Genomic DNA, 22,521 nt, shown 5'->3' on the forward strand with positions numbered 1-22,521 from the left:
TGAATAGGTTCGTCACAGACTTCGGGACCCCACGACTTGGAGCTTTGCGTGCACCGCAGAATCATCGCGCCGGGAGCCCTGGCAGCGGCCGTCACCCTGCTGGCGATCCCGGCATCGGCCGCCTCCCTCTCCCCCGGCGCTCCGGGTGCCGGCGACCTCTACTACCCGGCCTACGGCAACGGCGGCTACGACGTCTCGCACTACGACCTGAGGCTGAAGTACCAGCCGGCCACCGACGAACTGGAGGGCACGGCGACCGTCGTCGCCCGCACCACGCAGGACCTGTCGCGCTTCAACCTGGACTTCCTGCTGGACGTCACCGAGGTGCGCGTCAACGGCGTCACGGCCGCGCACCGCACCTCGGGCGAGCAGGAGCTGGAGATCACGCCGAGGAAGCCGCTGGCGAAGGGCGCGCCCGTCACGGTCGTCGTGCGCTACCGCGGGGTGCCCTCCTCGAAGAAGGCGTTCGGGTTCACCAGCTGGCACCGCACCCCGGACGGGGGTGTCGCCGCCAACGAGCCCGAGTCGGCGGCGTGGTGGTTCCCCGCCAACGACCACCCGCTCGACAAGGCCACCTACGACGTGTCCGTGCTCGTCCCGGACGGCACCCAGGCGATCTCCAACGGCAGGCTCCAGTCGACGACTTCACGGCTGGGCTGGACCCGCTGGAACTGGCGCTCGAACAAGCCGCAGGCCACCTACCTCGCCACGCTGGCGGTCGGGAAGTTCGACATCACCACCGGCACGAGCGAGAGCGGCATCCCCGTCCTCAACGCCTACAGCGAGGACCTCGGGGACAACGCCGGCGCGGCCCGGGCGAGCGTCGAGCGGACCGGGGAGGTCGCGGACTGGCTGGCCGGGTACTTCGGGCCGTACCCCTACGACGCGCTCGGCGGGTACGTGCCGAACACGAACACCGGGTACGCGCTGGAGACGCAGACGCGGCCGTTCTACAGCCCGCGGCAGTTCGCCAACGGCGCGAACGTGTCCGTCGTGGTGCACGAGCTGGCCCACCAGTGGTACGGCGACTCCGTGTCGCTCAAGGCCTGGAAGGACATCTGGATCAACGAGGGCTTCGCCCGGTACGCGCAGTGGCTGTGGTCGGAGCACGAGGGCGAGGGCACGGCACAGGAACTCGCCGACCACGTCTACGCCTCGCACCCCGCCGAGGACCCGTTCTGGACGGTACGGCCCGGCGATCCCGGCCCGGACGACCAGTTCGACATCGCCGTCTACGACCGCGGCGCGCTGGCCGTCCAGGCTCTGCGCAACAAGGTCGGCGACGAGGCGTTCTTCGCGATCCTGAAGGGCTGGCCGCGCGAGCACGCGCACGGCAACGCGTCGGTCGCCGACTTCCGGCGGTACGCCGAGGAGGTGTCCGGCCAGCCGCTGGCCGCGCTGTTCGACACGTGGCTGTTCCAGCCGTCGAAGCCGGGGGCGCCCGCGGCCCGGGCCGCGGCGGTGGCGAAGGGGCCGGCGGCCGTGGAGCAGCCGAGGTCCTGGAAGAAGATCGCCGCGACGAACGGCGTCCACGGGCGGCCGGAGCACCGGCACTGACGCGCCCCGCCGGGCGTCCCGGTCTACGGTGGGCCCATGCGCACCCGGCGGGGGCGGCCGGGGCGGATGGGCGCACCGGTGTCACCGGCCCGGCGGCGCGTGGGCCCGCCGATGACGTGGTGGCCGGCCGGTGACGAGGAGGCGGCGTGCGGGACGTGGCGATCGTCGAGGCGCCGTCCGTGCTCGGGCTGCGGCCGACCGGTGTGGAGGAGCTGCCGGGGGCGCTGCTCGACGCCGGGCTGGCCGAGGGGCTGGGCGCGGTGCGGGCGGGGCGGGTGGAGCCGCCGCCGTACGACCCGGAGCGGGATGCGGCGACCGGTCTGCTGAACGGGGACGCGGTCGCCGCCTACTCCGGAGCGCTGGCCGACGCCGTGGGGGCCGTCCTGGACGAGGGCCGCTTCCCCGTGGTGCTCGGCGGCGACTGCAGCGTGCTGCTGGGCACCCTGCTGGCGCTGCGCCGCCGGGACCGGCACGGCCTGCTGTTCCTGGACGGGCACAGCGACTTCTACCAGCCCGAGGCGGAGCCGGCCGGCGAGGTGGCGTCCATGGAACTCGCCCTCGCCACCGGCCGGGGGCCGCGCGTGCTGGCCGACCTGGAGGGCAGGGGGCCGCTGGTCCGGGACGAGGACGTGGTCGCCCTGGGTTTCCGGGACGCGGAGGAGTCCGCGGCGTACGGGATGCAGCCGCTGCCGGACGCGCTGCACGCGATGGACCTGGACATCGTGCGCGCCCTGGGCGCGGGTGAGGCGGCCCGGCGCGCGGTGGGCCTGCTGACCGGCGGCGGCGCGGACGCGGGCTACTGGGTCCATCTCGACGTCGACGTCCTGGACGACGCGGTGATGCCCGCCGTGGACCACCGCCAGCCGGACGGCCTGTCCTGGCAGGACCTGGAGACCGTGCTCCGCACGGCGCTCTCGGGCGGCGGCGCGGTGGGCCTCACCGTCACGATCCTCAACCCCCGCCTGGACCCCACCGGCACGATCACCGACCACCTGACCGCCTGCCTGCTGCGCTCCTTCGAGAGGCAGGGCTGACGGCGGGGGTGGCACGGCGACTCGGGCAGGGCGGCGCCCAGGGGGGCCGTCGAGGGGCCTACTCCGCCAGGCGCGACAGCTCCTGGTCCGCCGTGCGGGACACGCGGCGGCGGATGCCGAACCAGCCCGCGACCAGCATGACCGCGATGACCGGGACGAGCAGGAGGGTCTTGCGGCCGACCTCCGGGTCGTTCCACATCATGCCGAGGCAGGCCAGCAGGAAGGCGATCGTGGTGATCTCCGTGACGGGGCTGCCGAACAGGCGGAAGGCGGGGCGGCTGATCAGGCCCGCCTTGGCGCGGCGGACGAAGACCAGGTGGCAGATCATGATGATCACCCAGGTGCTGATGATGCCGAGGGAGGCGACGTTCAGCACGATCTCGAAGGCCTGGGCCGGGACGAGGAAGTTCAGGCCGACGCCCAGCACGCACACCCCGCAGGTGAGCAGGATGCCGCCGTACGGGACCTGGCTGCGGTTCATGCGGGCGGTGAACTTCGGCGCGGAGCCGGCCATCGCCATGGAGCGCAGGATGCGGCCCGTGGAGTACAGGCCCGAGTTCAGGGAGGACATGGCGGCCGTCAGGACCACCAGGTTCATCACGTCACCCGCGGCCGGGACGCCGATCTTCGACAGCACCGTGACGAAGGGGCTCTGGTCGGCCGAGTAGACCGAGCCGGGCAGCAGCAGGGCCAGCAGGACGACGGAGCCGACGTAGAAGAGAGCGACCCGCCACATGATCGAGTTCACCGCGCGCGGGACGACCTTCTCCGGCTCCGCGGTCTCGCCCGCCGCGACGCCGACCAGCTCCAGCGCGGCGTACGCGAAGATCACACCCTGCATCACGAGGACGACGGGCATCATGCCGTGCGGGAACACGCCGCCGTTGTCGGTGATCACGCTCAGGCCCGGGGTCTGGCCGCCGACCTCCCGCTGGGTGGCGAGCAGGAAGATGCCGATGAGCATGAAGCCGACGAGCGTCGCGACCTTGATGATCGCGAACCAGAACTCCATCTCGCCGAAGATCTTCACCGAGATCAGGTTCACGGCCAGCACCACGGCGAGGGCGATCAGCGCGAGCACCCACTGCGGGATGTCGGTGAACAGGCTCCAGTAGTGCGTGTACAGCGCGATGGCGGTGATGTCGGCGATACCGGTGGTCGACCAGTTGAGGAAGTACATCCAGCCGGCGACGTACGCGCCCTTCTCGCCGAGGAACTCGCGCGCGTACGACACGAAGGAGCCCGAGGAGGGGCGGTACAGGACGAGCTCGCCGAGCGCCCGGACCACGAAGAAGGCGAAGATGCCGCAGACCAGGTAGGCGATCGCCAGCGCGGGGCCGGCGTTGTGCAGACGGCCGCCGGCGCCGAGGAAGAGGCCGGTGCCGATGGCACCGCCGATGGCGATCATGTTGACGTGGCGGGCCTTGAGGTCCTTGCTGTAGCCGGCGTCGCCCGCGTCCGCGGGCACCTGGGCCGCATCGGTACGCGGCGTGGCCGCAGCCGTGTTCACGGCGTCCTTGCTCACGGGTGGTTCCACTCTCTGGATCGCCCCGGACGTCGTGGGCCCGGGGTCCGTACAGTGCGTCGGCCCGTACCACCCTTGTGACGCGGCACAGACCAAGGCAGCACCTTCCCACACGCCTCGCCGCGCACACGGTGACCGGGGTCACCAAGCGTGACTTCTCACAAGGTCCGCACACGGTGCCGGTGAGGTTTCACAGCATTGGTGGGACAGCGATACTGCTGCACATGACGACCGACACCGAGGAGCCGACCCTCACGATCGACGAGCTGGCCGCCCGGGCCGGTGTCACCGTGCGCACGGTCCGCTTCTACGGGACGAAGGGGCTGCTGCCGCCGCCGGTGCTCGGCCCGCGGCGCGTCGGGCACTACGGGCGCGCGCACCTGGCCCGGCTGGCGCTGATCGAGGAGTTGCAGCAGCAGGGCATGACCCTGTCCGGCATCGAGCGGTATCTGCGCCGGCTGCCGCCCGGCCTGAGCGCGCACGACCTCGCCGTCCACCGGGCGGTGGTGGCCTCCTGGTCGCCGGAGACCGTCGAGACGGTCACCCGGGAGGAGCTGGCGCGGCGGGCGGGGCGGCCGCTGGACGGGGAGGACGTCGAGCGGCTCGCCGCCATGGGCGTGATCCGGCCGGCGGACGGCGGCTACGAGGCCGATCTGGGGCTGCTGCGGCTGGGCGTGAGCCTGCTGGACGTGCCCCTGTCGCAGCAGGCCATCTCCGCGGCGCGCACGGTGCTGCTGGAGCACGCGCGCGCCGCGGCCCGGGAGCTGTCCGGGCTCTTCCGCGGTGAGGTGGCGGAGCGGGACGCACAGGACGTGCGGTCCCTGTCCGCGCACATGCACCCGCTGGTGGTGCAGGCGCTGCTCACCGCGTTCCAGCGGTCGCTGAAGGAAGAGCTGGGCGCGTGGCTGACCGGGGCGTCCGACGGGTCAGCGGCGGGCTGAGTCGGCGAACCGCTCCCCCTTCTCGGCCTTCTCCACCAGCAGCGCGGGCGGCGTGAACCGGTCGCCGTAGCGTTCGGCGAGTTCCCGCGCGCGGGCCACGAAGCCGGGCAGGCCACCCGGGTAGCCGTTGATGTACTGGAGCACGCCGCCGGTCCAGCCCGGGAAGCCGATGCCGAGGAGGGAGCCGATGTTGGCGTCGGCGACGGACGTCAGCACGCCCTCCTCCAGCAGCCGGACGGTGTCCAGCGCCTCGGAGAACAGCATCCGCTCCTGCATGTCCTCGAACGGGATGGTGTGCCCGGGCCGGGTGAAGTGCTCGCGCAGCCCCGACCAGAGCCCGGCGCGCTTGCCGTCCTCGTCGTAGTCGTAGAAGCCGGCGCCGCCGCTGCGGCCGGTGCGGCCGAACTCGTCGACCATGCGGTCGACGACGGTCTCGGCGGGGTGGGGCGTCCAGGTGCCGCCCGCCTCCTCGACCGCCCGCCTGGACTCGGCCCTGATCTTGCGCGGCAGGGTGAGCGTCAGTTCGTCCATCAGGGACAGCACCTTGGCCGGGTAGCCTGCCTGGGCCGCGGCCTGCTCGACGGAGGCGGGCTCGATGCCCTCGCCGACCATGGCGACGCCCTCGTTGATGAACTGGCCGATGACGCGGGAGGTGAAGAAGCCGCGCGAGTCGTTGACGACGATCGGCGTCTTGTTGATCTGCCGGACCAGGTCGAAGGCGCGGGCCAGCGCCTCCTCGCCCGTGCGCTCGCCCTTGATGATCTCGACGAGCGGCATCTTGTCGACCGGCGAGAAGAAGTGCAGCCCGATGAAGTCGGCCTGGCGCTCGACGCCCTCGGCCAGGGCGGTGATGGGCAGGGTGGAGGTGTTGGAGCACAGCAGCGCGTCGGGGGCGACGACGTGCTGCACCTCCTGGAAGACCTTGTGCTTGAGGGAGGTGTCCTCGAAGACGGCCTCGATCACGGCGTCGCAGCCGGCCAGGTCCTGCGCCTCGGCGGTGGGCGTGATGCGGGCCAGCAGGGCGTCGGCCTTCTCCCGGGTCGTGCGGCCCTTGGCCACGGCCTTGGCGCACAGCTTCTCGGAGTAGCCCTTGCCCTTGAGGGCCGCCTCCAGGGACACGTCCTTGAGGACGACCTCGATGCCGGCGCGGGCGCAGGAGTAGGCGATGCCGGCTCCCATCATCCCGGCGCCGAGGACGGCGACCTTGCGGACCGTGCGGGGTTCGACGCCCTGGGGGCGGTTGGCGCCGGAGTTGACGGCCTGGAGGTCGAAGAAGAACGCCTGGATCATGTTCTTCGCGGTCTGGCCGGCGGCCAGTTCGACGAAGTAGCGGGCCTCGACGACCTGCGCGGTCTCGAAGTCGACCTGGGCGCCCTCGACGGCCGCGGCGAGGATGTTGCGCGGGGCCGGGTAGGGGGCGCCGCCCGTCTGCTTGCGCAGGGTGGCCGGAAAGGCGGGCAGGTTCGCGGCGAACTTGGGGTGGGCCGGGGTGCCGCCCGGGATCCGGTACCCGGGCCTGTCCCAGGGCTGCTGGGACTCGGGGTGGGCGTCGATGAAGGCGCGGGCCCTGGCGAGCATGTCCTCGTGGCTGTCGGCGACCTCGTCGACGAGGCCGTTGTCGAGGGCGCGGCGCGGGCTGTACCGGGTGCCCTGGAGGAGGACCTTGAGCAGGGCGTCGGCGATGCCGAGCAGGCGAACGGTGCGGACCACGCCGCCACCGCCGGGCAGCAGGCCGAGGGTGACCTCGGGGCAGCCGATCTTCGAGCCGGGCGCGTCCAGGGCGACGCGGTGGTGGCAGGCCAGGGCGATCTCGTAACCGCCGCCCAGGGCCGCGCCGTTGAGGGCGGCGACGACGGGCTTGCCGAGGGTCTCGATGCGGCGCAGGTTCCGCTTGACGGCCATGCCGCCGTCGAAGAGCTGCTGCGCGGTCTCCGGTGTGACGCGGATCAGGTCGCGCAGGTCGCCGCCGGCGAAGAAGGTCTTCTTGGCGGAGGTGACGATGACGCCCCGGATGGAGTCCTTCTCGGCCTCCAGCCGGTCGGCGACGGCGGCGAGGGAGTCGCGGAACGCCTGGTTCATGGTGTTCGCGGACTGGTTCGGGTCGTCGAGGACCAGGGTGACGAGGCCGGTGCGGTCCTGTTCCCAGCGGATGGTGGTGGGCTCAGTGCTCATGTGGAGGTGCTCCGTGTGATCCGTCGGGAGGGGGTCAGATGCGCTCGACGATGGTGGCGACGCCCATGCCGCCGCCCACGCACAGCGTGGCGAGGCCGTAGCGCTTGTCCTGGCGCTCGAGTTCGTCGACGAGGGTGCCGAGGATCATCGCGCCGGTGGCGCCGAGCGGGTGGCCGAGGGCGATCGCGCCGCCGTTGACGTTGACCTTGTCCAGGGACAGGCCCATGTCCTTGACGAAGCGCAGCACGACCGCCGCGAACGCCTCGTTGATCTCGACGAGGTCGATGTCGTCGATGGAGAGCCCGGCCTTGGCGAGGGCCTTGCGGGTGGCCGGGGCGGGACCGGTGAGCATGATGGTGGGCTCGGAGCCGGAGACGGCGGCCGAGACGATCCGGGCGCGGGGCGTGAGGCCGTAGCGCTCGCCGACCTCCCTGGAGCCGATCGCGACGAGCGAGGCGCCGTCCACGATGCCCGAGGAGTTGCCCGCGTGGTGGACGTGGTCGATCTTCTCCACCCAGTGGTACTGCTGGAGGGCCACGGCGTCGAAGCCGCCGAGCTCGCCGATGTCCGCGAAGGACGGCTTGAGCTTGGCGAGGGAGTCGGCGGTGGTGCCGGGGCGCGGGAACTCGTCGTGGTCGAGGACGACGAGCCCGTTGCGGTCCTTCACCGGGACGACGGACCTGTCGAAACGGCCGTCCTTCATGGCAGTGGCGGCCCGCTCCTGGGAGAGCGCCGCGTACTCGTCGACGTCCCTGCGGGAGAAGCCCTCGATGGTGGCGATGAGGTCGGCGCCGATGCCCTGCGGCACGAAGTTGACCTGGAGGTTGGTCATCGGGTCGTTGAACCACGCGCCGCCGTCGGAGGCCATCGGCACGCGGGACATCGACTCGACGCCGCCGGCGAGGACGAGGTCCTCCCAGCCGGAACGGACCTTCGCGGCGGCCAGGTTGACGGCCTCCAAGCCCGAGGCACAGAAGCGGTTCTCCTGGACGCCCGCGACGGTGTCGGGCAGCCCGGCGGCGATGGCCGCGATGCGCGCGATGTCGGAGCCCTGGTCGCCGACCGGGCCGACGACGCCGAGGACGATGTCGTCGACGGCGGCCGGGTCGAGGTCCGGGAAGCGGTCGCGGATCTCGTGGATGAGCCCGACGACCAGGTCGATGGGCTTGGTGCCGTGCAGGGCGCCATTGGCCTTGCCGCGCCCACGCGGGGTGCGGATCGCGTCGTAGACGTACGCTTCGGTGCTCACGAGGAGGCCTTTCACTGAGGGTTTCGGGACGCTGGGAGCAGCCCGGGCACGTCCCACTCCCGGGCGACGTCCGCGGTGTCGGCGCCCGGCCGGGCCGGGGCGCTGCGGACGGTGGTCGGGGTCGCGGAGAAGCGGGGGGCCGGGGCGGGCTGGGTGATGCCGCCGTGGTCGGTGAAGGTGCCGCGGGCGGCCAGGTGCGGGTGGAGGGGTGCCTCGCGCAGCGACAGCACGGGCGCCACGCACGCGTCGGTGCCGTCGAAGAGGGCCGTCCACTCGTCCCGGGTGCGGGCCTTGAAGCGGGCGGCGATCTCCTCGCGCAGCGCGTCCCAGCGGGTGACGTCCGCGTGGGCGCCGTCCTGGTCCTCGATGCCGAGCAGGGCCAGGAACTCCGCGTAGAACTGCGGCTCCAGGGCGCCGACCGCCATGTACCGGCCGTCGGCCGTCTCGTAGGTGCCGTAGTAGGGGCAGCCGCCGTCCAGCAGGTTGGCGCCGCGGCGGTCCTGCCAGACCCCGGCGGCGAGCATGCCGTGGATCATCGTGGCGAGGTGGGCCGTGCCGTCGACGATGGCCGCGTCGACGACCTGCCCGGTCCCGGTCGCCCGCGCGTGGTGGAGGGCGGCGAGGACGCCGACCACGAGGTAGAGGGAACCGCCCGCGTAGTCGCCGAGCAGGTTGGCGGGGGCCGCGGGCGGCGCGCCGGGGTCGCCGGTCATGCCGAGGGCGCCGGTGGGGGCGAGGTAGGCGATGTCGTGCCCGGCGCGCCGGGCGAGCGGTCCGTCCTGGCCCCAGCCGGTCATCCGGCCGTAGACCAGGCGGGGGTTGCGGGCGTGGCAGGGTTCGGGGCCGACACCCAGGCGCTCGGCGACGCCGGGGCGGTACCCCTCGATCAGGACGTCGGCGCGGGCGGCGAGGTCGAGCACCCGTCCGGCGCCGTCCGGTGACTTCAGGTCGACGACCACCGAGCGCTTGTTGCGGTTGGTGACGTCGTACGCCGGGTCGATGCCGAGGCCGGGGCCGCCGGGCCGGTCCACGCGCACCACGTCGGCGCCGAGGTCGGCCAGGAGCATGGCGGCGAACGGGCCGGGCCCGATGCCGGCCAGCTCGACGACCCGCACACCGGTGAGCGGACCGTGCCCGGGCGTCCTTGCCGTGGTCATCCAGCCCCCAGTGCCGTGACACAAGTGATGTAACACCAGCGATGCTAAGAACACGTTCCACTCCGCACAAGAGCTGAACGAGCAAGCGCTTAGCAATGTGCCGTACGGGTCAGCCTCCGTCCAGCTCCGCTATGAGCCGCTTCGGCGCGATCACCCGGTAGCTCTCCTCCACCCAGTCGCACAGGAGCTCCGCGGCCGGGGCGCCCGGCGCTTCCAGGGGGACGCTCACCCAGCCCGCCCTGCCCAGGCCGTACCCGGCGGGCTCGGCGCCGGGGCAGGCGAGCGCGTGCGCGTGCGCCGTCTCGTCCGTGAGCTTCACCGTCACCCCCAGGGGGTGGCTGCCGTCCTGCACGCCCAGGAAGACGAAGACCTTCCGGTTGACCTTCGCGACGGACTCGCCCCACGGGAACTCCTCGACGGCGCCCGGCAGCCCGAGCGCGAACGCGCGTACCTTCTCCCGCTTCTTCAGGGCATGTCCAGGCACGGCCATCGCGTTCCTCCGGGCTCGTCGTCGGGCTCCGCACCCCTCACGCTAGCCTCGGCCACCGACAGCGGCACGGGCTGCACGACCGAGGGGTGTCATGAGCAGGCAAAGCCAGACGGACCGTCCGTACGACATCGTGCTCTTCGGAGCCACGAGTTTCGCCGGCGCGCTCACCGCCGAACACCTCGCCGCGCACGCGCCCGAGGGCCTGCGCTGGGCGATCGCGGGCCGCAGCGCCGAGAAGCTGGAGCGGCTGGGCGAACGGCTGCCCGCCGGGGTCGGGGTGGTCCGGGCGGACGCCTCGGACCCGGCGTCGCTGCGCGCACTGGCCCGCGAGGCGCGCGTGGTGGCGACGACGGTCGGCCCGTACCTCGCCTACGGGGAGGAGCTCGTGGCCGCCTGCGCGGACGCGGGGACGGACTATCTGGACCTGTGCGGCGAGCCGGAGTTCGTGGACCTGATGTACGTCCGGCACGACGCACGCGCGCGGGAGACCGGGGCCCGGCTGGTGCACGCCGCCGGGTTCGACTCGGTCCCGCACGACCTCGGCGTGTACTTCACCGTGCAGCAGCTCCCCGAGGACGTGCCGCTGAGCATCGAGGGGTTCGTGACGGCGGACGCGGCGTTCTCGGGCGGGACCTTCGCCTCGGCCCTCCACCAGATCGCCCGCCGGCGGCAGATGGCGGCGGCCGCGCGGGACCGGCGGCGGCACGAGCCGCGGCTGGTGGGACGGCGGGCGTCGGCGCCGCTCGGCACGGCGCGCTTCGCCGGGGAGGTCGGTGCCTGGGCGCTGCCGATGCCGACCATCGACCCGCAGATCGTGCGGCGCTCGGCTGCGGCCCTGGACCGCTACGGGCCCGACTTCCGCTACCGCCAGTACGCCGCCGTCCGGCACCTGCCCGTTGCGGCGGGCGGGGTGGCGGCGCTGGGCGCGCTCGTCGCGGCGGCCCAGGTGCCGCCCGCGCGGCGCTGGTTGTCGGACCGGCTCAAGCCCGGCGACGGGCCCGACGCGCAGAAGCGGGCCAGGAGCTGGTTCTCGGTCCGGTTCGTGGGCGAGGGCGGCGGCCGGCGCGTCTTCACGGAGGTCTCGGGCGGCGATCCCGGCTATGACGAGACGGCGAAGATGCTCGGCGAGTCGGCCCTGTGCCTGGCCTTGGACGACCTTCCCCGGACGGCGGGTCAGGTCACCACGGCGGTGGCGATGGGCGACGCCCTGATCGGCCGGCTGCGCGCGGCGGGCATCCGCTTCCGCGTGGCGGCCACCCGGTGACGGACACGCGGTTCACAGCGGCCACGCGGTGAGCGTGTAGATCATCCCGCCGATCCAGGCGAGCCCCGCCGCCACGGCGAGGACGAGTCCGGCGACGACGGCCCGCTCGACGGGACGGTCCGGGGCGGCCACTGGCTTCGGTGCACGGTGTGTCGGCATGCGCCCAGCCTGTCGGCGACGGGCTGGGCGCACATCCGTACGGGTACTCAGCGTCCGTACTCAGCCCGTGCGCTGCCGGCCCCGCCCCTGCACCGGGGTTTGAGACTTCCGGCGCCCCGGCCCCGGTACGGCACACAGAAGTCCCCACGCGCCTTCAATGGAACGATGGAAGGCATGCGATTCCTTCTGGAAGTCACCATGGACGACGCGGCGTTGGCGAAGGACCCGGCGGGCGAGCTCGGCCGGATCCTGAGGTACTGGGGCGGCAATCTGCGCCACTACGCCCTCGCACCCGGGGACGGGGCGGCCGTGTACGACTCGGAGTACCGCGAGGTCGGTCACTGGCGGGTGACCGGTCAGGCGGAGTAGGTCTCCTTCAGGACCTTGCGGCACAGGGCGTCCGCCCGGCGCGTGGTCTCCGGGAGCCGGTAGCGCGGGGTCAGCGCGAGGGTGTGGGCGCAGGCGTTGTCCGGCGAGACGCGGTGGCCCACCGAGACGAAGACGGGCTTCACGCCGTCCCGGGTCCGCAGGGCGCGGCCGACCTCCTCGGCGCCGTCGAGCAGCGCGGAGGAGCTGCCGCGCGCGGCGCCCGGGTCGTCGTGGGTGAAGACGAAGGGGTTCTTGGCCACGCCGATCGTGGGCAGGCCGGTGAGGACGCCGAGATGGGTGGCCAGGCCGAAGCGGCGCGGGTGCGCGAGGCCGTACCCGTCGCAGACGACCAGGCCGGGCGGGCACGGCAGCGCGTCGAGGGCGGCGAGGACCGCGGGGATCTCCCGGAAGGCGAGCAGCCCGGGCACGTAGGGGAAGGAGACCCGGCCCACCGCCGTGGCCTCGGCGACGACCTCCAGCCCGGACGCGTCGAGGACGACCGCCGCCGCCACGACCACGTCCCGCTCGTCGTCATAGGCGACGTCCACGCCCGTCACATGCCCGGTCCCGGGGGGTGGTCCCACCTCGTCCAGGATCACCCGCCCGCGCAGCTCGTCCTGCACGGCGCGGGCCTGCTCCTCGGTGGCGGGCCAGTCCTCGGGGATGCGTACGGTCGTCATGGTGGGGGAAGCCTACGGGCCGCGCGAAGGCCGGCAGGACGCGGGAGTCCTGCCGGCCTCGCGAGGGGCGGGCGTCACTTGCCGAGCGCGCGCTGGAGCTGGCTCTTGTTCATGCTGGAACGGCCTTCCACGCCCTTGCGCTTGGCCTCCTGGTAGAGCTGGTCGTAGGTGGGTCCCTGCGAACCCTGCCCCGACCGCTGGCCGCCGCGCTTGCCGGAGGACATGTCCTTGGTGGAGGTGCGGCTGGCCGTCTTCGACTCGCCGGACCGGGCGCGCTCCTTGTTGACGGTCCGCGCGGCGATCTCCTCGGCGCGGCCGGTGCTCTCGCCCCGGTCCTTCGCGCTTTCCTTGATGTGCTCGTACTGGCGTTCCCTCTTGGGGCTCGAACCGCGTGGCATTCCCGCTCACTTCCTTCCTCGCTCAGTGAACGGGTACCCACACTGCCAAGGTTCAGCGCACCCCGCCCGCTCAGTGCTCCAGGCGGGCAACGCGCCCCTTCTCGCCCGCCGCCCAGCACCCCGCGCCGGGTGCGCAGTCGACGGTGTCGAAGGAGCCGGTGTCCACGGTGCGCCAGGTGCGGCCCGCGTCGGTGGTGAGGTCGGTGCCGGTGGGGCCGACGGCGAGGGCGGTGGTCCGGCTGTGCGGCAGCCACGCGACGCCGGAACGGTAGGCGGCCGGCGGTGTGCCGGCGGCCCGCCAGGTGCGGCCGCCGTCCGCCGTGCGCGCGGCGGACCGCGGCGAGGACTGGTCGGGGCGGTAGTCACCGCCGACGGCGAGACCGTGGGTCCGGTCCCGGAAGGCGAGGGCGAAGACGCCCCGCGCGGGATCGCCCGCCGGGACGGGCGAGGCGGCGGCCGTCCAGGTGCGGCCCCGGTCGGCGGAGTGCAGCACGCGCGCGTGCGCGGCCCCGCCGGTGGCGAGCCACACGTCCCGCGGCCCGGAGGTCACCAGGCACTGGCCGCTCGCGGCGAACCCGGCCTCGCCCTCCTGCGCGGCCGGCATGCCCCGGTCCGGCAGCACCCGCCAGGTCCGGCCGCCGTCGCCGGTCGACAGGATGCGGAACCTGCCGTCCACGGGGTCGCTCATGGCGAGGCCGTGACGGTGGTCGAAGAAGGCCATGCAGTCGTAGAAGGCCCTCGGGTCGGTGTTGCGGAAGGTCTCCGTCCAGGTCGCTCCGCCGTCGTCGGTGCGGTAGACGCGGGACGCCTCGCCCTCCCCGATGGCCAGGACGACCGCGCGGCGCGCGTCGAACGCCTCCACGTCCCGGAACTGCAACTCCCCCGCGCCGGGCGGCGACACGTCCCGCCAGCTTCTCCCGCCGTCGGTGGTGCGCAGGACGGTCCCGGCGGTCCCGGCGGCCCAGGCGGTGTCCCGGCCGGCCACGGCCAGGCCCCGGAACCGCACGTCCGGGGTGCCGGTGTCCTTCAGTTCCCAGTGCGGTGCCCCGCGCCCGGCCGGGTGCGCCTGCGCCGGTACGGCGGTCAGCGCGGTCAGTGCCGCCGCGCAGGCGGCGATCGCCGCGGCCGTGCGCCGTGCCGGTCCCCACCGTCGCGGGTGTCGCGTGTTCCCCATGCGCCTCATGGCGGGCGAAGCTAGCCCACCGCCCGGACGCCGTCCAGACGGCCTCGCGCACGCGTTCCCCGGGCTGCGCGGGTGCAACAAGTGCCCTGCGGGGCACACGAGGAGAACGACGTCGGCGCGTGCATGCATGCGGTGACGGAGGTCACTCGCATCCCGGGTGCACGGATCGGCTCATTCCCACGTCTCTTCCAGTGCCCGGCCTCATACGCCCGGAAGTCCGTCCAGCCGTCCAGAGGGAGCAAGGCGTTGTCCATCGTCATCGAGCAGCCCGTGGAGGCCCGCCTCGTCGCCGCCGCGCCGCGTATGCCGAGCATCCCCGCGACGCTGCACTACGACCGGCGCGACCCGTTCGCCGTCCGCATGACCTTCCCGGCCCCCGCCACGCTGGAGGGCGTCGACGTCTGCTGGACGTTCTCGCGTGAACTGCTCGCCGCGGGCCTGCACGACTGCGAGGGCCACGGTGACGTGCGGGTGCGGCCCTACGGGTACGACCGCACCGTGCTGGAGTTCCACGCGCCCGAGGGCACCGCCGTGGTGCACGTCCGCTCCAGCGAGATCCGCCGGTTCCTGGAGGCGACCAGCGCGTTGGTGCCGGTCGGCCTGGAGCACCTCGACCTCGACCTCGACCACGGCCTGGCGGAGCTGATGCGGGACGCCTGCTGAGGCGCCGGCACTCCTGATCCGGCGGGCCGCCTGCCTGCGTGCCCCTGCGGCGCGGAATCTCCTTCAGTGAGCGCGGGATCTCCGCAGTGAGCGGGGCGGCCGGCGGGAATCGGCCAGACCGTGACGGCGACCCCGGGCCCCCGCGTCGACGCCCGGCGCCGCGCGTCAGAGCGACGCCGGCGCCCTCACCGCCTCGGCCACCGCCGCGCGCACCTCGCGCACGATCCGGTGCAGCCCGGGTGCGGCCTCCCCGGCCCGTTCGGTCAGCTCCTCGACCCGCCGCCCCGCCGCGGCTCCCTCCTCCCCCAACAGGCCCGCGGCGGCTGCCAGGGCGGCCACGGCGGCGTCCCGCTCGGAGAGCGGGGCGACCGGCAGCGGCCCGCGCAGCACCTGGCGGACCTCCTCGCGCAGCGCCTCCACGGCCGCGGCGCGCCCCAGGGCGTACTCCACCGACGGGAACACGCCGAGGATCCGCTTCTTCTCCGCGCGCAGGTACCCCCCGGCGACCAGCTGCTCCCGTACGGCGTCCAGGGTCACCCGGGACCGCAGCGTCACCCAGGTCCGCCAGGGGTGCGGGCGCGACTCGTGGACGAGTTCGAGCAGCCCGTCGAGGACCGCGTCGCCCGCGGCCGCGTCCGGGTCGGCCGGCACGGCGATGCCGTCCTCGTCCCGCAGCAGGCCGTGCCGGGCCAGCTCGACCAGCGCGCCGGCCCGCACCAGCCCGGGCAGCCGGACGGTGGCCCCGGACGGCGGCCGTGCGGCGTCCCAGCCCAGCAGGCAGAGCCGGGCCGGCAGCGAGAGCGGGCCGTCGGACGCGGGCACGGTGCCTCCTGGGGGTCGGGGAACGGTCACCCGGCGCGGCGCGGGGGTCGGTCCGTTAATGCGTTGACAGCCTCCGCGGCCACTCCTACGGTGTGAAGCGGTCCTGTTGCCGTCGATTGGAGAAGGACGTTGCTCGTCTGAGGTCCTGAGACACCGCGTCACACCCCAGGGGTGTGCGCTGCGTGCGACCTCGGCGTCCGAGCCGTCCTCCGGTGCAGGGCTTTTCCCATGCCCGTGGAGCCCCCTTCCGGGTCGCAGGTGTCTCGACACGCGTTTGCCCCTGTCTGCTTCGAGCAACCGCGAGTGAGGCCGCCATGTCTTCATCCGTCACCGTCACGTCCCTGTCCTTCGCCTGGCCCGACGGCACCTCCGTCTTCGAGGGCCTCGACGCCGCTTTCGGCCCCGGCCGCACCGGCCTGGTCGGCGTCAACGGGTCGGGGAAATCGACCCTGCTGAAACTGATCGCGGGCGACCTCCCGCCGGCCGACGGCACCGTCCGGGTCGCCGGGGAGGTCGGCCACCTCCCGCAGAACGTCACGCTCGACACCCACCTGCGGGTCGACGAGGTGCTCGGCATCGCCGGCCGGCGTGCCGCGCTGCACGCCATCGAGGCCGGTGACGTGTCGGCGGAGCACTTCGAGGCGGTCGGCGACGACTGGGACGTCGAGGAGCGCGCCCTCGCCACGCTCGGCGAACTCGGTCTCGGTCACGTCGGGCTCGACCGCACCGTCGGCGAGGTGTCCGGCGGCGAGTCGGTGCTGCTGCGGCTGGCCGCGCTGCTGCTGCGCCGGCCCGACGTCCTGCTGCTGGACGAGCCGACGAACAACCTCGACCTGTACGCGCGCCGACGGCTGTACGCGGCCGTCCGGGCCTGGCCGGGCGTCCTGGTCGTGGTCAGCCACGACCGTGAACTGCTCGATCTCGTCGATCAGATCGCCGATCTGCGCTCGGGTGGGATCACCTGGTACGGCGGCAACTACTCCGCCTACGAGGCGGCACTGGAGGTCGAGCAGGAGGCGGCCGAGCGCATGGTGCGCGTCGCCGAGGCCGATCTGCGCAAGCAGCAGCGCGAACTGGCCGACGCCCAGGTCAAACTGGCCCGCCGCAAGCGGTACGGGCAGAAGATGTGGGACCAGAAGCGAGAGCCGAAGATCGTCATGGGGGCGCGCAAGCGGGCGGCGCAGGAGTCCGCGGGCAAGCACCGGATCATGCACGAGGAGAAGCTCGCCGAGGCCAGGGACCGGCTCGACGAGGCCGTGGAGGCCGTACGGGACGACGACGAGATCCGCGTCGAACTGTCGTACACCGCCGTCCCGCCGGGGCGCACGGTCCTCACGCTGCGGGATCTGCGGCTGCGCCACGGCGCCCGGGTCGAGGGGCTCGACCTGCGCGGTCCGGAGCGGGTCGCGCTGATCGGGCGCAACGGCGCGGGGAAGACGACCCTGCTGCGCACCATCGGCGGGGAACTCGCGCCGGAGGCGGGCGAGGTCACCGCGCACGTCCCGCTGCGGTTCCTGCCGCAGCGGCTCGACGTCCTGGACGAGGAGCTGACGGTCGCCGAGAACGTGGCCCGGTTCGCACCGGACGCCACGAACAACCGGGTGCGGGCCCGGCTGGCCCGCTTCCTGTTCCGCGGCGCCCGCGCCGACCAGAGGGCGGCGACGCTGTCCGGCGGGGAACGTTTCCGGGCGGCCCTGGCCGCGCTGATGCTGGCGGAGCCGGCCCCTCAGCTGCTCATGCTGGACGAGCCGACCAACAACCTCGACATGGCGAGCGTGCGGCAGCTGACCTCGGCCCTGGAGTCCTACGAGGGGGCGCTGCTCGTGGCCGGCCACGACCTGCCGTTCCTGGAGTCCGTCGGGATCACGCGCTGGCTGCTGATGGAGGAGGGAGAACTGCGGGAAATCACGCCAGAAGCTGTCGGGTATACCGCCTAGCGTCGGCTGCATGCCCGATGTCATCACCCTCACCGCAGCCCGGGAGAACAACCTCAAGGACGTCACCCTCCGCATCCCGAAAGGCCGGCTGACCGTGTTCACCGGCGTTTCGGGATCGGGGAAGTCGTCCCTCGTCTTCGACACGATCGCGGTGGAGTCGCAGCGCCAGCTCAACGAGACCTTCCCGTGGTTCGTCCGCAACCGGCTGCCGAAGTTCGAACGGCCGCACGCGGACGGCCTGGCGGACCTCACCCCCGCGATCGTCGTCGACCAGCGGCCCGTCGGCGGCCACTCGCGGTCGACGGTCGGCACCATGACGGACGTCTACTCGGTGATCCGGGTGCTGTTCTCCCGGCACGGCACCCCGAGCGCCGGACCCGCCACCGCGTACTCGTTCAACGACCCGTCGGGCATGTGCCCCGAGTGCGACGGCCTCGGCCGGACCGTGCGGCCCGACTGGGACCGCATCCTGGACCCCGGCCGCTCCCTGGCCGGCGGGGCCGTCCGCTTCCCGCCGTTCGCCGCCGGGACCTGGCAGGGCCAGGCGTACACCAGCAGCACCGAGCTGGACCCGGACAAGCCGGTCGGGCGCTTCACCGCCGCCGAGCGTGAGTTCCTGATGCGGGGGCGGCCCGGCAGCAAGGTCACCGTCAGCGGCAGCGGCGGGACCTGGACCACCGACTACGAGGGGCTGGCGGACCGCTTCGAGCGGCTGTACCTGAAGCGGGACCTGTCCGCCATGAGCCAGAAGACGCGCGACCTGGTCCGGGAGTTCCTGGTGGAGGGCGTCTGCCCGCAGTGCCGGGGAGCCCGGCTGAACGCGGCGGCGCTCGCCACCCGCATCGGCGGCCGGTCCATCGCCGACTGCGCCAGGATGCAGGTCACGGACCTGACCACCGTGCTGAAGGAGATCGACGACCCGGTGGCCCGGCCGATCGCCTCGGCGGCCGTGGCCGCGCTGGAGCGGATCGAGGCGATCGGCCTCGGCTACCTCAGCCTGGACCGGGAGACGGCGACGCTCAGCGGCGGGGAGGGGCAGCGGCTGAAGACGGTGCGCCACCTCGGCTCCAGCCTGACCGGGATGACGTACATCTTCGACGAGCCCAGCGTCGGACTGCACCCGCGGGACGTCGGACGCCTGGGCGAACTGCTGCTGCGCCTGCGCGACAAGGGCAACACCGTGCTCGTGGTGGAGCACGACCCGGACGTCATCGCGCTCGCCGACCACGTGGTCGACATGGGGCCGGGGGCCGGCACGGACGGCGGCACGGTGGTGTTCGAGGGCACCCCGGAGCGTCTCGCCGCGTCCGGCACGCTCACCGGGCGCTGCCTGCGCACCCGTACGGCGGTCAAGGACGCGGTACGCCGCCCCACCGGCGACCTGTGGGTGAAGGGCGCGGGCCGGCACAACCTGCGGGACGTGACCGTGCGGTTCCCGGCCGGGGTGCTCACCGCCGTGACCGGGGTCGCCGGGTCGGGCAAGAGCACCCTGGCCGGCGAGTTCACCGCCGCGCACGAGGCCGTGGTCGTCGACCAGTCCGCCATCGGCATCTCGGGCCGGTCCACCCCGGCGACGTACCTGGGGATCATGGACGGGATCCGCAGGATCTTCGCCCGGGGAACGGGAGCGGAGGCGGGCCTGTTCAGCTTCAACTCGGCCGGGGCGTGCGGCACCTGCGAGGGCAGGGGCGTCATCCACACCGATCTCGCGTTCATGGACCCGGTGACGACGACCTGCCAGGACTGCGAGGGACGGCGCTTCAAGGAGGAGGTGCTCGCGCTGACCGTGCGGGGCCGCTCGGTCGCCGACGTGCTGGAGATGACCGCGGGCGAGGCCCTCGGCTTCTTCGACGACGCGGGCGTGCGGCGCCGGCTGCGGGCCCTGCGGGACGTCGGGCTCACGTACCTGACGCTGGGCCAGCCCCTGTCGACGCTGTCCGGCGGGGAGCGGCAGCGCATCAAGCTGGCCACACGGCTGCACCGGACGGGCGCGGTGTACGTGCTCGACGAGCCGACGACAGGCCTGCACATGGCGGACGTCGCCGGCCTGGTCGCCCTGCTGGAGCGGCTGGTCGACGCGGGCAACACGGTCGTCGTGGTCGAGCACAACCTGGACGTGGTCGCCCGGGCCGACTGGGTGGTCGACCTCGGCCCGGACGGCGGCCGCGACGGCGGCGAGGTCGTCTTCGAGGGGACGCCGCGCGACCTGCTCGGCGCGCGGGGGTCGTTCACGGCGGAGCACCTGCGCCGGGCGGTCGGGGCGGACGCGGTGGCGCCGGACTGAGAGCCGGCCGTCAATGAGCGGCCCGGGCCGTGCCCCGATGGGGTGGTTCGGGCGGTCGCCGGCCGATCAGGCCCGCGGCTGCCCGAACACTGGTCGTGAGGTGGCGCGGGCCACCGGCGACAGGGGGACGGCATGGACGCTGGCACGGTACTGGTCGCGGTGGCGGAGCACCCGCAGGACGGGGGCGCCGCCGCCGGGCAGCTGGCGCGCATCGCCGAGGCGATCCGGGACCGCGGCGCGCAGGTGCGCTGGGTGACGAGCGCCGCCGACGCCGAGGCGGTGCTCCGGACGGAGGCCCGGCTGGCCGCCGCGCTGGTCGCGTGGGACCTCGCGCCCGGCACCTCCGCGCGGGAGCCGGGCGGGGCGAGGGTGCTGCGCGGCATCGGGCGCCGCTTCCGGGACCTGCCGGTGTTCCTGGTCATGGCGGACGAGGAGCTGCGCGAGCTGCCGCTGTGGGTCTCGCAGTCGGTCGTGGGCTACGTGTGGCCCCTGGAGGACACCCCGTCGTTCATCGCCGGGCGGATCACCACCGCCGCGCGGGCCTACCAGGACGCCCTGCTCCCCCCGTTCTTCAAGGCGCTGCGCCGCTTCGACGACGCGCACGAGTACTCCTGGCACACCCCCGCCCACTCGGGCGGCGTCGCCTTCCTCAAGTCGCCCGTCGGCCGGGCGTTCCACGACTACTTCGGGGAACGGCTGCTGCGCAGCGACCTGTCGATCTCCGTGGAGGAACTGGGCTCGCTGTTCGAGCACACCGGGCCGATCGGCGAGGCGGAGCGCAACGCCGCGCGGGTCTTCGGCTCGGAGCGGACCTACTTCGTGCTGCACGGCGACTCCACCTGCAACCGGATGGTCGGGCACTTCAGCGTCACCCGCGACGAGATCGCCCTGGTGGACCGCAACTGCCACAAGTCGGTCCTGCACGGCCTGGTCGTCTCCGGCGCCCGGCCGGTGTACCTCGTCCCGACCCGGAACGGCTACGGCCTGGCGGGCCCGCTGCCCCCGGCCGAGATCGAGGCGGCGGGCGAGCGGATCACGGCGAATCCGCTCACGGCGGACGCGGTGTCCGCGCGCGCCCAGTACGCGGTGTTCACCAACTCCACCTACGACGGGCTGTGCTACGACGCCGGCGCCGCGGCCCGGGCCTTCGCCACGGGCACACCCCGGCTGCACTTCGACGAGGCGTGGTTCGCCTACGCCCGCTTCCACCCGCTCTACGCGGGCCGCTACGGCATGTCCGTCGACGAGGAGAGCTTCCCCGGGCCCGACCGGCCCACGGTCTTCGCCACCCAGTCGACGCACAAGCTGCTGGCGGCGCTGTCCCAGGCCGCGATGGTGCACGTCAGGCCCGGGCCGCGGGCGCCGGTGGAGCACGACCGGTTCAACGAGGCGCTGATGATGCACGGCACCACCTCGCCGCTGTACCCGATGATCGCCTCCCTGGACGTCGCCACGGCGATGATGGACGGGCCGCAGGGGCAGTGGCTGGTCGACGAGGCGGTGACGGAGGCGGTCCGCTTCCGCCAGGAGATGGTGCGCATCGGGCGCCGCATCGCGGCCGCGGGCGACCGGCCGGCGTGGTTCTTCGGGGTCTGGCAGCCCGGCGAGGTGACCGACCCGGCCACCGGGGCGCGCCTGCCCTTCGACGAGGCACCGGCCGAGCTGCTGCGGACCGAGCCGTCCTGCTGGCACCTGGAACCGGGCGCGGACTGGCACGGTTTCCCGGGGCTGACCGACGGGTACTGCATGCTCGACCCGATCAAGGTGACCCTGACCTGCCCGGGCATCGGCGCCACCGGCGAGCTGTCGGGGCAGGGCATCCCCGCCCGGGTGCTCACCGCGTACCTGAGCACCCGGGGCATCGTGGTGGAGAAGACCGACAGCTACACCGCCCTGGTGCTGTTCTCGATGGGCATCACCAAGGGCAAGTGGGGCACGCTGCTCGACGCCCTGATGGACTTCAAGGACCTCTACGACGGTGACGCCCCGCTCGACCGGGTGCTCCCCGCCCTCGTCGCCCAGCATCCGCGCCGCTACGCCGGACTGACGCTGCGGGGCCTGTGCCAGGAGATGCACGACCAGCTGCGCGCCTCCCGCCTGGTCGAGCTCCTCGACACGGCCTTCCGGGAGCTGCCGGAGCCGGTCGCCCCACCCCAGCAGTGCTACCAGCGGCTGATCCGCGGCGGTACGGAGCGGCTGCGCCTGGCCGACACGCCGGGCCGGGTCGCCGCGGCGATGGTGACCGTCACCCCGCCCGGCATCCCGGTCCTGATGCCCGGCGAGAGCGTCGGCACGGCCGACGGACCGCTCCTGCGGTACCTGAGCGCCCTGGAGTCCTTCGACCGGCGCTTCCCCGGCTTCGGCAGCGAGACCCACGGCGTGACACGGGACCCCGACACCGGCGACTACCTCATCGAGTGCCTGCGCGCCCCCGAGCCGCCCGCGACCGGCGCCGCCTCGGCTCCGGCCCAGCGGCGGGACGCCCCGGACGCGGAGCCGGTGGGCTGACGACGGGCGGGGCGGCCGGGGCGGGGGCTGTCCTGTCCGCCCTCCGCCCTGCATGATGGTCGGCCGACGCACGTCGGGTTCCGGCCGATCCGGGGAACTCCCTCGGTGCGGTCCACACGTCCCACCCGA

19 protein-coding genes are annotated in these 22,521 nt (G+C 73.5%); 9 read left to right on the forward strand and 10 right to left on the reverse strand.

Going from position 1 to position 22,521, the window contains the following annotated elements; all coding sequences use genetic code 11:
• The first annotated feature begins 48 nt into the window (after window positions 1-48).
• The gene (locus ACZ6ZN_RS03385) at window positions 49-1,557 is read left to right on the forward strand and encodes a M1 family metallopeptidase (protein ID WP_469642732.1); all 1,509 of its coding nucleotides are present in this window, start codon (window positions 49-51) and stop codon (window positions 1,555-1,557) included.
• Between the two features lie 146 nt (window positions 1,558-1,703).
• Entirely contained in the window at window positions 1,704-2,591 is an 888-nt protein-coding gene (locus ACZ6ZN_RS03390) for an arginase family protein (RefSeq protein ID WP_469642734.1), read from the forward strand.
• A 58-nt stretch (window positions 2,592-2,649) separates the two neighbouring features.
• On the opposite strand, the gene ACZ6ZN_RS03395 is transcribed toward ACZ6ZN_RS03390, so the two are convergent.
• Entirely contained in the window at window positions 2,650-4,116 is a 1,467-nt protein-coding gene (locus tag ACZ6ZN_RS03395) for an amino acid permease (RefSeq protein WP_469642736.1), read from the reverse strand.
• 224 nt (window positions 4,117-4,340) lie between these two features.
• On the opposite strand from ACZ6ZN_RS03395, the gene ACZ6ZN_RS03400 reads away from it, so the two are divergent.
• Window positions 4,341-5,057, forward strand: coding sequence for a MerR family transcriptional regulator (locus ACZ6ZN_RS03400; protein WP_469642738.1), 717 nt, complete (start codon window positions 4,341-4,343; stop codon window positions 5,055-5,057).
• Here ACZ6ZN_RS03400 and ACZ6ZN_RS03405 read toward each other — a convergent pair.
• The 4 genes from ACZ6ZN_RS03405 to ACZ6ZN_RS03420 all read right to left on the reverse strand — a co-directional run bounded on the left by ACZ6ZN_RS03405 (window position 5,043) and on the right by ACZ6ZN_RS03420 (window position 10,125).
• Window positions 5,043-7,229 (reverse strand): 3-hydroxyacyl-CoA dehydrogenase NAD-binding domain-containing protein, encoded by a 2,187-nt coding sequence (locus ACZ6ZN_RS03405; RefSeq protein WP_469642740.1) that lies wholly within the window; start codon window positions 7,227-7,229, stop codon window positions 5,043-5,045. The genes ACZ6ZN_RS03400 and ACZ6ZN_RS03405 overlap by 15 nt on opposite strands.
• Window positions 7,230-7,263: 34 nt before the next feature.
• Window positions 7,264-8,478 (reverse strand): acetyl-CoA C-acetyltransferase, encoded by a 1,215-nt coding sequence (locus tag ACZ6ZN_RS03410; protein ID WP_398107849.1) that lies wholly within the window; start codon window positions 8,476-8,478, stop codon window positions 7,264-7,266.
• Window positions 8,479-8,489: 11 nt separating this feature from the next.
• Window positions 8,490-9,635: a CaiB/BaiF CoA transferase family protein gene (locus ACZ6ZN_RS03415; protein ID WP_469642742.1), complete on the reverse strand. Its 1,146-nt coding sequence runs from the start codon at window positions 9,633-9,635 to the stop codon at window positions 8,490-8,492.
• A gap of 109 nt (window positions 9,636-9,744) precedes the next feature.
• On the reverse strand, window positions 9,745-10,125 hold the full coding sequence (locus tag ACZ6ZN_RS03420) for an MmcQ/YjbR family DNA-binding protein (RefSeq protein WP_469642744.1): 381 nt from the start codon (window positions 10,123-10,125) through the stop codon (window positions 9,745-9,747).
• Window positions 10,126-10,216: 91 nt separating this feature from the next.
• Here ACZ6ZN_RS03420 and ACZ6ZN_RS03425 point away from each other — a divergent pair, with 91 nt between their 5' ends.
• Window positions 10,217-11,389: a saccharopine dehydrogenase family protein gene (locus tag ACZ6ZN_RS03425; protein ID WP_469642746.1), complete on the forward strand. Its 1,173-nt coding sequence runs from the start codon at window positions 10,217-10,219 to the stop codon at window positions 11,387-11,389.
• Window positions 11,390-11,401: 12 nt separating this feature from the next.
• Here the strand turns inward: ACZ6ZN_RS03425 and mmpA are convergent, their stop codons facing one another.
• Window positions 11,402-11,548, reverse strand: coding sequence for a morphogenic membrane protein MmpA (mmpA, locus tag ACZ6ZN_RS03430; protein ID WP_398107853.1), 147 nt, complete (start codon window positions 11,546-11,548; stop codon window positions 11,402-11,404).
• Window positions 11,549-11,722: 174 nt separating this feature from the next.
• Between mmpA and ACZ6ZN_RS03435 the strand changes: the two genes are divergently transcribed.
• Window positions 11,723-11,917, forward strand: a complete 195-nt coding sequence (locus ACZ6ZN_RS03435; RefSeq protein WP_398107854.1) for a hypothetical protein — start codon at window positions 11,723-11,725, stop codon at window positions 11,915-11,917.
• On the opposite strand, the gene ACZ6ZN_RS03440 is transcribed toward ACZ6ZN_RS03435, so the two are convergent.
• The 3 genes from ACZ6ZN_RS03440 to ACZ6ZN_RS03450 all read right to left on the reverse strand — a co-directional run bounded on the left by ACZ6ZN_RS03440 (window position 11,905) and on the right by ACZ6ZN_RS03450 (window position 14,169).
• Window positions 11,905-12,597, reverse strand: a complete 693-nt coding sequence (locus tag ACZ6ZN_RS03440) for an endonuclease V (RefSeq protein WP_398107855.1) — start codon at window positions 12,595-12,597, stop codon at window positions 11,905-11,907. The genes ACZ6ZN_RS03435 and ACZ6ZN_RS03440 overlap by 13 nt on opposite strands.
• Before the next feature lie 74 nt (window positions 12,598-12,671).
• Window positions 12,672-12,995 (reverse strand): plasmid stabilization protein, encoded by a 324-nt coding sequence (locus ACZ6ZN_RS03445; RefSeq protein ID WP_333935029.1) that lies wholly within the window; start codon window positions 12,993-12,995, stop codon window positions 12,672-12,674.
• Window positions 12,996-13,065: 70 nt separating this feature from the next.
• Window positions 13,066-14,169: a WD40/YVTN/BNR-like repeat-containing protein gene (locus ACZ6ZN_RS03450; protein ID WP_469642750.1), complete on the reverse strand. Its 1,104-nt coding sequence runs from the start codon at window positions 14,167-14,169 to the stop codon at window positions 13,066-13,068.
• A gap of 255 nt (window positions 14,170-14,424) precedes the next feature.
• On the opposite strand from ACZ6ZN_RS03450, the gene ssgD reads away from it, so the two are divergent.
• Window positions 14,425-14,841, forward strand: a complete 417-nt coding sequence (ssgD, locus tag ACZ6ZN_RS03455) for a spore wall synthesis regulator SsgD (protein ID WP_398107858.1) — start codon at window positions 14,425-14,427, stop codon at window positions 14,839-14,841.
• Window positions 14,842-15,006: 165 nt separating this feature from the next.
• Here the strand turns inward: ssgD and ACZ6ZN_RS03460 are convergent, their stop codons facing one another.
• Window positions 15,007-15,663: a GOLPH3/VPS74 family protein gene (locus tag ACZ6ZN_RS03460; RefSeq protein WP_469642752.1), complete on the reverse strand. Its 657-nt coding sequence runs from the start codon at window positions 15,661-15,663 to the stop codon at window positions 15,007-15,009.
• A 314-nt stretch (window positions 15,664-15,977) separates the two neighbouring features.
• Here ACZ6ZN_RS03460 and ACZ6ZN_RS03465 point away from each other — a divergent pair, with 314 nt between their 5' ends.
• The 3 genes from ACZ6ZN_RS03465 (at window position 15,978) to ACZ6ZN_RS03475 (ending at window position 22,392) form a co-directional block, all read left to right on the forward strand.
• Window positions 15,978-17,600: an ABC-F family ATP-binding cassette domain-containing protein gene (locus ACZ6ZN_RS03465; RefSeq protein ID WP_469642754.1), complete on the forward strand. Its 1,623-nt coding sequence runs from the start codon at window positions 15,978-15,980 to the stop codon at window positions 17,598-17,600.
• 10 nt (window positions 17,601-17,610) lie between these two features.
• Window positions 17,611-19,884 (forward strand): ATP-binding cassette domain-containing protein, encoded by a 2,274-nt coding sequence (locus ACZ6ZN_RS03470; protein WP_469642756.1) that lies wholly within the window; start codon window positions 17,611-17,613, stop codon window positions 19,882-19,884.
• 132 nt (window positions 19,885-20,016) lie between these two features.
• Window positions 20,017-22,392: an Orn/Lys/Arg family decarboxylase gene (locus tag ACZ6ZN_RS03475; protein ID WP_469642758.1), complete on the forward strand. Its 2,376-nt coding sequence runs from the start codon at window positions 20,017-20,019 to the stop codon at window positions 22,390-22,392.
• The last annotated feature ends 129 nt before the right edge of the window (window positions 22,393-22,521 follow it).

The organism is Streptomyces sp. NPDC053665, assembly GCF_055585285.1.

What these genes read in the sequence shown, in the direction of transcription:
- ACZ6ZN_RS03400 (WP_469642738.1), top strand. Translation starts at nt 4,341, where the DNA reads ATGACGACCGACACCGAGGAGCCGACCCTCACGATCGACGAGCTGGCC.
- ACZ6ZN_RS03405 (WP_469642740.1), bottom strand. Translation starts at nt 7,229, where the DNA reads ATGAGCACTGAGCCCACCACCATCCGCTGGGAACAGGACCGCACCGGC.
- ACZ6ZN_RS03415 (WP_469642742.1), bottom strand. Translation starts at nt 9,635, where the DNA reads ATGACCACGGCAAGGACGCCCGGGCACGGTCCGCTCACCGGTGTGCGG.
- ACZ6ZN_RS03420 (WP_469642744.1), bottom strand. Translation starts at nt 10,125, where the DNA reads ATGGCCGTGCCTGGACATGCCCTGAAGAAGCGGGAGAAGGTACGCGCG.
- ACZ6ZN_RS03425 (WP_469642746.1), top strand. Translation starts at nt 10,217, where the DNA reads ATGAGCAGGCAAAGCCAGACGGACCGTCCGTACGACATCGTGCTCTTC.
- mmpA (WP_398107853.1), bottom strand. Translation starts at nt 11,548, where the DNA reads ATGCCGACACACCGTGCACCGAAGCCAGTGGCCGCCCCGGACCGTCCC.
- ACZ6ZN_RS03435 (WP_398107854.1), top strand. Translation starts at nt 11,723, where the DNA reads ATGCGATTCCTTCTGGAAGTCACCATGGACGACGCGGCGTTGGCGAAG.
- ACZ6ZN_RS03440 (WP_398107855.1), bottom strand. Translation starts at nt 12,597, where the DNA reads ATGACGACCGTACGCATCCCCGAGGACTGGCCCGCCACCGAGGAGCAG.
- ACZ6ZN_RS03445 (WP_333935029.1), bottom strand. Translation starts at nt 12,995, where the DNA reads ATGCCACGCGGTTCGAGCCCCAAGAGGGAACGCCAGTACGAGCACATC.
- ACZ6ZN_RS03450 (WP_469642750.1), bottom strand. Translation starts at nt 14,169, where the DNA reads ATGGGGAACACGCGACACCCGCGACGGTGGGGACCGGCACGGCGCACG.
- ACZ6ZN_RS03465 (WP_469642754.1), top strand. Translation starts at nt 15,978, where the DNA reads ATGTCTTCATCCGTCACCGTCACGTCCCTGTCCTTCGCCTGGCCCGAC.
- ACZ6ZN_RS03470 (WP_469642756.1), top strand. Translation starts at nt 17,611, where the DNA reads ATGCCCGATGTCATCACCCTCACCGCAGCCCGGGAGAACAACCTCAAG.
- ACZ6ZN_RS03475 (WP_469642758.1), top strand. Translation starts at nt 20,017, where the DNA reads ATGGACGCTGGCACGGTACTGGTCGCGGTGGCGGAGCACCCGCAGGAC.